The organism is Streptomyces sp. AM8-1-1 (assembly GCF_032229325.1).
GTDB lineage: Bacteria > Actinomycetota > Actinomycetes > Streptomycetales > Streptomycetaceae > Streptomyces > Streptomyces achmelvichensis.
This window is the reverse complement of record NZ_CP135086.1, coordinates 3776759-3789099: the sequence shown is the minus strand read 5'-3', so window position 1 is coordinate 3789099 and position 12341 is coordinate 3776759. Positions and strand designations below refer to the sequence as shown.

The 12341-nt window shown below is 72.0% G+C and carries 7 protein-coding genes; all 7 read left to right on the top strand.

The window, feature by feature from the left end:
- The first annotated feature begins 27 nt into the window (after nucleotides 1-27).
- Nucleotides 28-606 (top strand): small secreted protein, encoded by a 579-nt coding sequence (locus RPQ07_RS17025; protein WP_313944998.1) that lies wholly within the window; start codon nucleotides 28-30, stop codon nucleotides 604-606.
- A 101-nt stretch (nucleotides 607-707) separates the two neighbouring features.
- Complete coding sequence (locus RPQ07_RS17020; RefSeq protein ID WP_313944997.1) at nucleotides 708-2240, top strand: class I SAM-dependent methyltransferase; 1533 nt, start codon at nucleotides 708-710, stop codon at nucleotides 2238-2240.
- 461 nt (nucleotides 2241-2701) lie between these two features.
- Nucleotides 2702-2899 (top strand): hypothetical protein, encoded by a 198-nt coding sequence (locus RPQ07_RS17015; protein WP_313944996.1) that lies wholly within the window; start codon nucleotides 2702-2704, stop codon nucleotides 2897-2899.
- A gap of 212 nt (nucleotides 2900-3111) precedes the next feature.
- Nucleotides 3112-5949, top strand: coding sequence for a type I DNA topoisomerase (gene topA / locus RPQ07_RS17010; RefSeq protein WP_313944995.1), 2838 nt, complete (start codon nucleotides 3112-3114; stop codon nucleotides 5947-5949).
- A 193-nt stretch (nucleotides 5950-6142) separates the two neighbouring features.
- On the top strand, nucleotides 6143-9247 hold the full coding sequence (gene tmk, locus RPQ07_RS17005) for a dTMP kinase (RefSeq protein ID WP_313944994.1): 3105 nt from the start codon (nucleotides 6143-6145) through the stop codon (nucleotides 9245-9247).
- A 176-nt stretch (nucleotides 9248-9423) separates the two neighbouring features.
- Entirely contained in the window at nucleotides 9424-10629 is a 1206-nt protein-coding gene (locus tag RPQ07_RS17000) for a DNA polymerase III subunit delta' (RefSeq protein WP_313944993.1), read from the top strand.
- A gap of 129 nt (nucleotides 10630-10758) precedes the next feature.
- Nucleotides 10759-12300: an alpha/beta hydrolase gene (locus RPQ07_RS16995; RefSeq protein WP_313944992.1), complete on the top strand. Its 1542-nt coding sequence runs from the start codon at nucleotides 10759-10761 to the stop codon at nucleotides 12298-12300.
- Nucleotides 12301-12341 lie beyond the last annotated feature (41 nt).

The window sequence follows — 12341 nt, the reverse complement described above, 5'->3', positions numbered from 1 at the left end:
CGAGAAGCCTTGGAAGGGACCAAACCGGTGAACAAGAAGCTTGCGGCCGCACTGTCCGGCGGTGCGGTGCTCGTACTCGCGCTGTCGGGATGCTCCGGCGAAGGCGACGCGGACAAATTCTCGGTCGACGACTGGGCCAAGAAGTACTGCGACCAGGCGCAGCCGCAGATCAAGAAGCAGTTCGACGCGGAACAGCTCATCCGCTCGACCGCCTCGGACGGCAAGCCCGCCGACATCCAGGCCGCCGACTCGAAGGCCTTCCAGGACCTCGCGGACGTGAACAAGGCCTTGGCGACGGCGTTCAGAGGCGCCGGGACGCCGCCCGTCGACGCCGGTGAGCAGCTCGTCAAGGACGCCGCCGCCGAGCTCGACGCCAACTCCAAGTCCTACCTCGATCTGAAGAAGCAGATCGACGCGCTGAACGCCAAGGACCAGCAGAAGTTCGCGGACGGCCTCCAGCCCGTCGCCGCCGGTCTGGAGAAGATCGAGAAGAACCAGAGCGCGCGGAACAAGCTGCGGAAGGCGGAGACGGGTAACGCCATGGCGAAGCAGCCGGGCTGCAAGCCGCTGAAGGCACCGGCCCCGTCCGGCGGTTCGGCCGCCTGAGCCGCACCCCGTCCCTCCCGGCAGCTCCTGGCCGAGCCGCCGCGCCTCGCCCGTACGGGCCGGGAGCGGCGGTTGTCAGTGGCGGCCGCCACAATGGACGGGTGAGTACGACCAGCGTTGCCCCAGGCCTCCCGTCGCCCGACCGTGCGCTCCCGCTGCGCGAGGCGCTGCTGGCCCGCGCCTTCACCGTCGACGGGCTGCTCGACCTCCTCGGCGCGTCCGCCTATGCCGCGCTCGCCCGCAGCGAGACCGTCCCCGCGCTCCGAGCCACCCGCGGGGACGGCGATCTGGCCGCGCTGGTGCGGCTGTTCCTGCTGCAGCGGCCCGTGGCGTACGAACGGGCCCTGGCCGCCCTGCCGCTGGAGGAGTGCCTCGCCGACGGCTGGGTGGTGCGTGAGGGCGACGACATCCGTGCCACCGTCGACGTACGGCCCTACGGCGGACCCGATGGACAGGACTGGTTCGTCGTCTCCGACCTCGGGTGCGCGGTCGGTGGCGCGGGCGGAGCGGCCGGCCGGGCCGAGGAAGTCGTCCTCGGTGTCGGTGGCGCGTCCACCACGCTGGCCGGCATCACGGTCCGTGCGCCGGTGTCCTCCGCCCTGGACCTCGGCACCGGCTCCGGCATCCAGGCGCTGCACGCGGCACAGCACGCCACCCGGGTCACCGCCACCGATCTGAACCCGCGCGCCCTGCACTTCACGCGGCTCACGCTCGCGCTCTCCGCGGCTCCGGAGGCCGATCTGCGGGAGGGGTCGCTCTTCGAGCCGGTGGGCGACGACACGTACGACCTGATCGTGTCGAACCCGCCCTTCGTCATCTCTCCCGGTGCGCGACTGACCTACCGCGACGGCGGGATGGGTGGGGACGATCTGTGCCGCTCGCTGGTTCAGCAGGCGGGGGAGAGGCTGAACGACGAGGGCTATGCCCACTTCCTCGCCAACTGGCAGCACGTGGAGGGTGAGGAGTGGCAGCAGCGGCTGCGCTCCTGGGTGCCGCGCGGGTGCGACGCCTGGATCGTGCAGCGCGAGGTGCAGGACGTCACCCAGTACGCCGAGCTGTGGCTGCGCGACAGCGGTGACCACCGCGGCGATCCCGAGAAGTACGCCGAGCTGTACGAGGCGTGGCTGGACGAGTTCGAGGCGCGCAAGACCCAGGCGATCGGCTTCGGCTGGATCACGCTCCACAAGTCCGAGTCCGCTGCCCCCTCGATCGTCACCGAGGAGTGGCCGCACCCCGTGGAGCAGCCGCTCGGCGCGACGGTGCGGGCGCACTTCGACCGCCAGGACTACCTGCGGACGCACGACGACGCGGCCCTCCTCGCCGACCACTTCACGCTCGCTCAGGAAGTCGTCCAGGAACAGGTGGGTCTGCCGGGAGCGGAGGACCCCGAGCATGTGGTGCTGCGCCAGCACCGAGGGATGCGGCGGGCCACCAAGGTCGACACCGTCGGAGCCGGATTCGCCGGGGCCTGCGACGGCACGCTGAGCGCCGGACGGATCCTCGACGCGATCGCCCAGCTGATCGAGGAGGACCCGGTGCTGCTGCGGGACCGCACACCGCAGGCGCTGCGGCTGCTGGTGGAGGAGGGCTTCCTGGAGCCGGTGCCGCAAGAGCCCGTGCCGCCGGTCGCCTGACGGGGCCGGGGCCCAAGGGAGGGCATGCTGCCCGGCCGCCCGACACGCCCAGGCCGCCGGCAGCCTGGGGCAGCCGGCACACCCAGCCGCCCGACACGAGTCCGTGCCGCAGTCCGCCTGGGGTAGCCCGCACACCCAGCCGCCCGACACGAGCTCAGGCCGCGGCCCGCCTGGGCAGCCCGCACCCCCGGTCGCCCGACACGAGCCCGTGCCGCCGCCTGCCTGGCGGGAGCCGGTGCCCCCAGGCGATCGACCGCAGCCGTGCATCCGGCCGCCCCGCCCGGCGGCCGGAAGCGGACTTCCCGGCCGCACCATGAGGTGAAATCGGCCAATGCCACCGGCCGGGTGAACCCACGCCGCGTTCACCCGGAATTCGCCCCACTGACTCCCGGAGGTGCCAGCCTCGGCCTCCGGGAGCGACGCCGCACCGGTTCGGCGTCAGGGAAGGGCGGGGCACGGATATGGAGAATGGGCCGGCGATCTTCGCCGGAGCGGCGTTCACGCTGTTCGGAGCCGGACTCCTGGTGTGGACGGGAATGCGTGTGATGCACCGCGCACCGGTCGCACACGGAGTGAGTCCCGCCACGGCAGCCACCCTCGCAACACTCTTCGGGGCCCTCTCCTTGGCCCTCGGGGTCTGGTGCTTCGGCCGCGTCTGACCGGGGGCCCCTGACGACCTCGTGCCGGTCCGGGCGGCAGGAATGGCCGGAGTCGGGTTACCGTTCGAGTGGCCGTTGCGGGCTTTTGCCGTTTGACACGGGGGCGGGTTGTACCGTCACACTCCGCAGCGACAGCAGCGCCACAGCAGTGCGCCGACCGTGCCGTACCGCCGTGAGCGCCCATCGAGCGTCGACCGGAGAGAAGAGCGAAGTTGTCCCCGACCAGCGAGACCGCACAGGGCGGCCGCCGACTCGTGATCGTCGAGTCGCCTGCCAAGGCGAAGACGATCAAGGGCTATCTCGGCCCCGGCTATGTCGTCGAGGCGAGTGTCGGGCACATCCGCGACCTCCCGAACGGCGCGGCCGAGGTCCCCGAGAAGTACACCGGCGAAGTGCGTCGCCTCGGAGTCGACGTCGAACACGACTTCCAGCCGATCTATGTCGTCAACGCCGACAAGAAGGCCCAGGTCAGAAAGCTCAAGGAGCAGCTCGCCGAATCCGACGAGCTCTACCTCGCCACCGATGAGGACCGCGAGGGCGAGGCCATCGCCTGGCACCTGCTGGAAGTCCTCAAGCCCAAGGTCCCCGTCCACCGGATGGTCTTCCACGAGATCACCAAGGACGCGATCCGCGACGCCGTCGCCAACCCGCGCGAACTCAACCAGCGCATGGTCGACGCCCAGGAGACCCGCCGCATCCTCGACCGCCTCTACGGCTACGAGGTCTCGCCGGTCCTGTGGAAGAAGGTCATGCCCCGGCTGTCGGCCGGCCGTGTGCAGTCCGTCGCCACCCGCCTCGTCGTCGAGCGGGAGCGTGAGCGCATCGCCTTCCGCTCCGCCGAGTACTGGGATCTGACGGGTACGTTCTCCACCGGCCGCGCCGGTGACGCCTCCGACCCCTCGACACTCACCGCCCGCCTGAACACGGTCGACGGGCAGCGCGTCGCCCAGGGCCGTGACTTCGGTTCGGACGGCCGGCTCAAGTCGGCGCAGGTGCTCCACCTCGACGAGGCGAACGCCCGCTCGCTGGCCGCCGCCCTCGAGAACGCCACGTTCGCGGTCCGCTCGGTCGAGTCCAAGCCGTACCGCCGGTCTCCGTACGCCCCCTTCCGTACGACGACGCTGCAGCAGGAGGCGTCCCGCAAGCTCGGCTTCGGGGCCAAGGCCACCATGCAGGTCGCGCAGAAGCTGTACGAGAACGGCTTCATCACCTATATGCGTACGGACTCCACCACGCTCTCGGACACGGCCGTCTCGGCGGCGCGGGCGCAGGTCACACAGCTGTACGGCGCCAACTACCTGCCCGACAAGCCGCGCGTGTACGCCGGCAAGGTCAAGAACGCGCAGGAGGCGCACGAGGCGATTCGCCCCTCGGGCGACCGTTTCCGCACCCCGGCCGAGACCGGCCTGACGGGCGACCAGTTCAAGCTCTACGAGCTGATCTGGAAGCGGACCGTCGCCTCCCAGATGAAGGACGCGACCGGTAATTCCGTCACCGTGAAGATCGGCGGGGTCGCCGCCGACGGCCGGGACGCCGAGTTCACCGCGTCCGGCAAGACGATCACCTTCCACGGCTTCATGAAGGCGTACGTGGAAGGGGCCGACGACCCGAACGCCGAGCTCGACGACCGCGAGCGCAGGCTGCCGCAGGTCGCCGAGGGTGACGCGCTCACGTCCGAGGAGATCTCGGTCGACGGCCACGCCACCAAGCCGCCCGCCCGCTACACCGAGGCCTCGCTGGTCAAGGAGCTGGAAGAGCGCGAGATCGGCCGCCCGTCGACGTACGCCTCGATCATCGGCACCATCCTCGACCGCGGCTATGTGTTCAAGAAGGGGACGGCGCTCGTGCCGTCGTTCCTGAGCTTCGCCGTGGTCAACCTGCTGGAGAAGCACTTCGGCCGGCTCGTCGACTACGACTTCACCGCCCGCATGGAGGACGACCTCGACCGCATCGCGCGGGGCGAGGCCCAGGCCGTGCCGTGGCTGCGGCGCTTCTACTTCGGCGAGGGCGACGACAAGGGTGCCGCGTCCGCCGCGGGCAACGGCGACGGCGACCACCTCGGCGGCCTCAAGGAACTGGTGACCGACCTCGGCGCCATCGACGCCCGGGAGATCTCCAGCTTCCCGGTCGGCAGCGCGATCGTGCTGCGTGTCGGCCGCTACGGCCCGTACATCGAGCGCGGCGAGAAGGACTCCGAGGGCCACCAGCGCGCCGACGTCCCCGACGACCTCGCGCCGGACGAGCTCACCGTCGAGTACGCGGAGGAGCTGCTGGCCAAGCCGAGCGGTGACTTCGCGCTCGGCACCGACCCGTCGACGGGTCACGAGATCGTCGCGAAGGACGGGCGCTACGGCCCGTACGTCACGGAGGTCCTGCCCGAGGGCACCCCGAAGACCGGCAAGAACGCGGTCAAGCCGCGCACCGCCTCGCTCTTCAAGTCGATGTCGCTGGACACCGTCACCCTCGAGGACGCGCTGAAGCTGATGTCGCTGCCGAGGATCGTCGGCGCCGACAGCGAGGGCGTGGAGATCACCGCGCAGAACGGCCGGTACGGCCCGTATCTGAAGAAGGGCACGGACTCGCGCTCCCTGGAGACCGAGGACCAGCTCTTCAACATCACGCTGGAGGAGGCTCTCGCGATCTACGCGCAGCCGAAGCAGCGTGGCCGCGCCGCCGCCAAGCCGCCGCTCAAGGAGCTGGGTACCGACCCGGTGAGCGAGCGTCCCGTGGTGGTCAAGGACGGCCGCTTCGGCCCGTACGTCACCGACGGCGAGACGAACGCGACCCTGCGGACCGGCGACAGCGTCGAGGAGATCACGCCGGAGCGCGGTTACGAGCTCCTCGCCGAGAAGCGTGCCAAGGGTCCCGCCAAGAAGACGGCGAAGAAGGCTCCGGCCAAGAAGGCGCCGGCGAAGAAGGCGGCCGCGAAGAAGACGGCGGCCAAGAAGACGACCACCGCGAAGAAGACGGCGGCGAAGAAGACGGTCGCCAAGAAGTCGGCGGCGACGGCGAGGACCACGTCCACGCCGGCCGCGTCCTCGGACGAGTAGGACAAGCAGGCCGTCGGTCCGCGGGTCGACGGCCTGTCCGGTCCGGTTCGCTCGGCTTCGTACGCTTTCCGTACGGATTCGCAGGGGCGCTTTGTGCGGGGGTGCGGCAGGTGGATGCCGACCCCTCCGTACAAAGCGCCCGTTTGTTCGGACGGGCCTCCGGGGAGTCGTACGCTCCGGATAGGCTGGGCGGATGACGCGAGCCGAGCAGCCAGCCGAGCAGCAGGCGGTCGTGAGCACCGCCTCAGAGACTGCCTCAGACTCCGACACCCTTGCCGCAGACTCCCGTGAGCGCGCAGTGCGCGCTCTCCTGCGCTTCCCTCCGTTGAGGAGACTCTGGAACGCGCAGATCGTGGGCGGTATCGGCGACGCCCTTTCCGTGTTCGTCCTTCTGCTGCTGACCCTTCAGGCGGCGGTGCTGGCGGGCACGTTCGGCGACGGTTATCGGGGCGCGGCGTTCGCCGTCGCCGCCGTTCTCGGCGCCCGCGTCCTCGCCACGCTGCTCTTCGGAGCCGTTCTGCTGGGTCCGCTGACGACCCTCACCTCGCCCAAGGGCCCGCTCGACCGCCGCTGGACCATGATCGGGGCGGACGGACTGCGAGCCGTTCTGCTGATCGTCGCCCCGCTGTGGGTGGACTGGACCCTCGACAACGCGGCGGCGATCCTGCTGATCACCGTGTTCGTCGCGGGAGTCGCCGAGCGCTTCTGGACCGTCGCCCGCGACGGTGCCGCGCCCGCGCTGCTGCCCGCCCCGCCGCCGGAGGGCGCGGCGGTACGCCCGCTGCCCGACCACCTCGACGCGCTGCGCCGGCTCTGGCTGCGCACCGGTTTCGCCGTCATTCCCCTCGGCGCCGCGGTGCTGCTGGTCGCGACCCTGATCGGCAACCTCCTCGCCACCGGCCTGGACTGGTTCTCGCTGCACCAGGCGGCCCTCGGGTCGTACGTCGCCGCCGGACTCTTCGCCGCCTCCGTGTCGACGCTGTACTTCATCGAGCTGCCCGGCTCCTCGACGGCGAGGCCGCGCTCGCCGCTCGAAGGGCTGCGACGGCCGTCCACCGGGGGCACCCTCGACAAGGGGCGCACCGGAGCCATACCGCTGTTCGTCCTCGCCTGTGCCGCGGTCGCCGCGGCGATCTCGTCGGCCGTCGCCGTCGCCGTCCTGCACGCGGTCGACCTCGGTGGCGGACCCGCCGCGTTCGCCCTGCTGGTCCTCGTGCTGACCGGCGGCACGGGGCTCGGCATCCGGGGGGCCGCGTCGGTCCTGCCGTCGCTCTCGCGCCGCCGCCTCCTCGTCCTGGCCCTCACGGTCACCGGAGTGGCGCTGCTCGCGATGGGGCTCGTGCCGGACACGGCGACCGTGCTGCTGCTCGCGCTGCTCGCGGGCTTCTCGGCCGGAGTCGCCGCGAACATCGGCCACACGCTCATCGACCAGGAAGCGGAGGACTTCCGCCGGGCCCGGATCACCGACCACCTCCAGGCCGTCGTCCGGGTCGCCATCGCCGTCGGCGCGGTCGCGGCCCCCCTGCTCGCCGCGGCCATCGGGCCGCACCGGCTGGCGAGCGGAGACTTCGTCTTCGCCCACGGCGGCGCCGGATTCACCCTGATGCTGGTGGGCGCGCTCCTGCTGCCCGTCGCCGCGATCATCCTCGCGAAGACCGACGACCGCTCAGGCGTTCCGCTGCGCCGCGATCTGCGCGACGCGCTGCGCGGCGGGGCCGACCCGGCCGTGGCGCCCGCCGGCACCGGGTTCTTCATCGCGATAGAGGGCGGTGACGGAGCCGGGAAGTCCACCCAGGTCGAGGCCCTGGCCCAGTGGATCCGCGCCAAGGGCCACGAGGTCGTCGTCACCCGTGAGCCGGGCGCGACGCCGGTCGGCAAGCGGCTGCGGTCCATCCTGCTCGACGTCTCGTCCGCCGGTCTGTCGAACCGCGCCGAGGCACTGCTGTACGCCGCGGACCGCGCCGAACACGTCGGATCGGTCGTCCGGCCCGCGCTGGAACGCGGCGCCATCGTCATCTCCGACCGCTACATCGACTCCTCCGTCGCCTACCAGGGCGCCGGCCGCGACCTCTCGCCCACCGAGATCGCACGGATCTCGCGCTGGGCCACGGACGGGCTCGTACCGCATCTGACGGTGCTGCTCGACGTCTCGCCGGAGGCCGCGCGGGAACGCTTCACGGAAGCGCCCGACCGGCTGGAGTCCGAGCCGGCGGAGTTCCACCATCGGGTGCGGTCGGGCTTCCTGACGCTCGCCGCCGCCGACCCGGGGCGCTACCTGGTGGTGGACGCCGGCCAGGAGCCGGAGGCCGTCACCACCGTCGTACGCCACCGCCTCGACCAGCTGCTGCCCCTGTCCGACGCCGAGATCAAGGCGCAGGAGGAGGCCCGCAAGGCGGCCGAGGAGGAAGCCCGCCGCAAGGCCGAGGAAGAGGCCGCGCGCAAGGCGGAGGAGGAGCGCCTCGAGCGCGAGCGCCAGGAACAGCTGGCCAAGCTCCGTGCCGAGGAGGAGGAGCGCAAGCGCCGCGAGCTGGAGGAGGCGCGGCAGCGCGAGGCCGAACGGCAGGCGGAGGAGGCCCGGCAGCGGGCCGAGGAGGCGCGACGCCTCGCGGAGGAGGAACGCCGACGCCGTGAGGCCGAGGAGAAGACCCGCCGCGAGGAGGAAGAGCGCCGGCGCAAGCAGGCGGAGGAGGAGGCCCGGCTGCGGGCCGAGGCCGACGAGCGTCGTCTGGAGAAGCAGCGCAAGGCCGAGGAGGCCCTGCTGCGGGCGGAGGAGGCGCGCCGGCTGGCGGAGGCGGCGGCAGCGGCTGCCGCGCCTGCCGCCGAGGTGACGGCTCCCACGCCCGTCGTGCGGCCGGACGAGGTGACGCAGGAGGTGCCACAGCCTCCGGCGGCCGCGGCGGACGAGACGGCGGTTCTCCCGCCGGTGCGGAACAACGACGAGACGGCTGTGCTGCGGCCGGTGCGGGACGCGGAGGAGACCGCGGTGATTCCGCCGGTTCCGCCGGTGCGGGACGCGGACGAAACCGCGGTGATCCCGCAGCTGCGGGAGGCGGACGAGACGGCCGTTCTTCCGCCGGTGCGGGACCAGGAGCCGGTGCAGGATCGCGGGTCCGCGCAGGAGGGCGGCTCGGACCGCACGCGTGAACTCCCGCAGGTCGACCCGGCGACGGGCCGCCCGCGGCGGCGCTCGGACTGGGCGGAGGAGACCCCGCTGGACGATCTGCCGACGCTGGCGGACGAACTGCTGGGTCCGCACGACGAGGACGACAACGGGCGCCGGGGGCGCGGCGGCCGCTGAGGCGTGTTGTCGCCATCTCCGTCCCGGGGGCCGGGCTCGGCCCGGACGGCCCGGTGCTCAGGGATTTTGGCTCCCTCCAAGCTCGCTTTCGTGCACTCACGCGATCGAGCGCGTGCGCTGAGTGTCGGACCCCTGCCCCACAATGGGAGCCCCAGGACAAAGGCAGGTGACGGCGCATGACCGTGTGGGACGAACTGGTCGGACAGGACCGGGTGCAGGTGCAGCTCGGTGCCGCCGCGCAGGACGCCGACACCCTGGTCACCGCCGAGTCCCGCGGTGAAGCCGCCCCCGAGGCTTCGAAGATGACCCATGCCTGGCTGTTCACCGGTCCGCCGGGATCGGGACGGTCCACCGCGGCGCGTGCGTTCGCCGCCGCGCTCCAGTGCGTCAGCCCCGACCGGGCCCTCGGCGCGGCGCCCGGATGCGGATTCTGCGACGGCTGTCACACCGCCCTCGTGGGGACACATGCCGACGTCGACGTCGTCCGCACCGACATGCTGTCCATCGGCGTCAAGGAGACCCGCGAGCTCGTCCGCCGCGCCCAGCTCTCCCCTGCCGTCGGCCGCTGGCAGGTGATCATCCTGGAGGACGCCGACCGGCTCACCGAGGGCGCCGGCAACGTCCTGCTGAAGGCCGTGGAGGAGCCCGCACCCCGCACCGTGTGGCTGCTGTGCGCGCCGTCGCTGGAAGACGTGCTGCCGACCATCCGCTCGCGCTGCCGGCACCTCACCCTGCGTACGCCGCCGGTCGACGCCGTCGCCGATGTGCTGATCCGGCGGGACGGCATCGAGCCCGGCGTGGCGGCCGCGGCCGCGCGGGCCACGCAGGGCCACATCGGGCGGGCGCGACGCCTCGCGACCGACGAGAAGGCCCGGGCGCGCAGGGCCACCGTGCTCAAGCTGCCGCTGCGTGTGGACGACGTCGGAGGCTGTCTGAAGGCCGCGCAGGAACTGATCGACGCCGCGGCCGAGGACGCCAAGCAGGTCGCGGACGAGGTCGACACCAAGGAGACCGAGGAGCTGAAGGCAGCCCTCGGCGCGGCACAGGGCGGCCGGATGCCGCGGGGGACCGCGGGCGTGATGAAGGACCTGGAGGACCGGCAGAAGCGCCGCAAGACACGGACGCAGCGCGACACCCTGGACCTCGCCCTCAGCGACCTGACCGGTTTCTACCGCGACGTCCTCGCGCTCCAGCTCGGCTCCGGTATCGCGATCGCCAACGGAGACGTACAGGACGCGCTGGACCGGATCGTCGGATCGTCCACCCCCGAGCGCACCCTGCGCCGGATAGAGGCGATCACCGCGTGCCGAGAGGCGCTGGAGGCGAATGTGGCGCCTCTGCTGGCGGTCGAGGCGATGACGATGGCGCTGCGGGCGGGCTGACCGGGCGGGGCGGCGGCGTTTCATCGCACTGTACGACGGCTCCCGGACGGTGGGGCCGTCCGTGGTTGACCGGCTCACTCGTACGCGCGCGGACGGGCATCTTCCGGTCTCGTCGCCTACGCTCCGGGCATGGACACAAGGCGCTGGTTCCGCAAGTCCGCCCTCACGCTGGCGACCGCCGGCCTGCTGATCTCCGGCTGTACGGACGGGAATTCGTCCTCCAGCGCCGCCGGGTCCACACCGAGCGGCGGCCCGGCCCCGAGCGCCGCTCTCCAGCCGTACTACGCGCAGAAGCTGAAGTGGCGGGCCTGCGGAGTCGAGGGCTTCGAGTGCTCCACGATGAAGGCCCCCCTCGACTACGCGAAGCCGGACGGCGACTCCGTGAAGCTGGCCGTCGCCCGCAAGAAGGCCACGGGCCCGGGCAAGCGCCTCGGCTCGCTCCAGGTCAACCCGGGAGGGCCCGGCGGCTCGGCGATCGGCTATCTCCAGAGCTACGCGGGTGTCGGCTACCCGGCGCCGGTGCGCGCCCAGTACGACATGGTCGCCATCGACCCCCGCGGGGTCGCCCGCAGCGAACCCGTCGAATGCCTCACGGGCAAGGAGATGGACGCGTACACGCAGGTCGACCAGACCCCCGACGACGCCGCCGAGGCCACCAAGCTGTCCGGGGCGCTCAAGAACTTCGCGGCGGGCTGCGAGCAGCGTTCCGGCAAGATCCTTCCGCATGTGTCCACGGTGGACGCGGCGCGTGACATGGACATCCTGCGGTCCGTGCTGGGCGACAAGAAGCTCTCGTACGTCGGCGCTTCGTACGGCACCTTCCTCGGCGCCACGTACGCCGAGCTGTTCCCCGACCGCACAGGCCGCCTCGTCCTCGACGGTGCGATGGACCCGTCGCTGCCGTCGCGGCAGATGAACCGCGACCAGACCGCCGGGTTCGAGACGGCGTTCCAGTCCTTCGCCGCCGACTGCGTCAAGCAGCCGGACTGCCCGCTCGGCAACACGTCCGCGGCGGACGCGTCCACCCGGCTCAAGGCCTTCTTCACCGAGCTCGACGCCCAGCCCGTCCCGACCGGCGAGAGCCGCGCGCTGGGGGAGTCGCTGGCGACGACGGGAGTGATCGCCGCGATGTACGACGAGGCGGCCTGGCCGCAGCTGCGCCAGGCCCTCACCGACGCGATGGCCGGCCAGGGCGCGCCGCTCCTGTCCCTGGCGGACAGCTACTACGAGCGCGAGGGCGACGGCTCGTACGCGAACCTGATGTACGCCAACGCCGCCGTGAACTGCGTGGACCTGCCCCCGGCCTTCGGCGGCCCGTCGGCGGTCCAGTCGGCCCTTCCGGAGTTCGAGAAGGCGTCCCCGGTCTTCGGCCGTGGCTTCGCCTGGGCCTCGCTGAACTGCGCCTACTGGCCGGTCCCCGCCACGGGCAAGCCGCACCGCATCGAGGCGAAGGGAGCGGCCCCGATCGTGGTCGTCGGCACGACGCGCGACCCCGCGACCCCCTACAAGTGGGCGCAGGGCCTGGCCGGCCAGCTCTCGTCGGGCACGCTGCTGACGTACGAGGGTGACGGACACACGGCATACGGGCGGGGCAGCGACTGCGTGGACACGGCGATCAACACCTACCTGCTGGAGGGCACCACCCCGCCGAAGAACAAGACCTGCAGCTGACGCGGGGCGGGGTGACCCGGGGGCCGCGGCGGGGGCTCCCG

Excerpts from the sequence above, each read along its gene's own strand:
- RPQ07_RS17015 (WP_313944996.1), top strand. The coding sequence starts at position 2,702 with ATGGAGAATGGGCCGGCGATCTTCGCCGGAGCGGCGTTCACGCTGTTC.
- tmk (WP_313944994.1), top strand. The coding sequence starts at position 6,143 with ATGACGCGAGCCGAGCAGCCAGCCGAGCAGCAGGCGGTCGTGAGCACC.
- RPQ07_RS17000 (WP_313944993.1), top strand. The coding sequence starts at position 9,424 with ATGACCGTGTGGGACGAACTGGTCGGACAGGACCGGGTGCAGGTGCAG.
- RPQ07_RS16995 (WP_313944992.1), top strand. The coding sequence starts at position 10,759 with ATGGACACAAGGCGCTGGTTCCGCAAGTCCGCCCTCACGCTGGCGACC.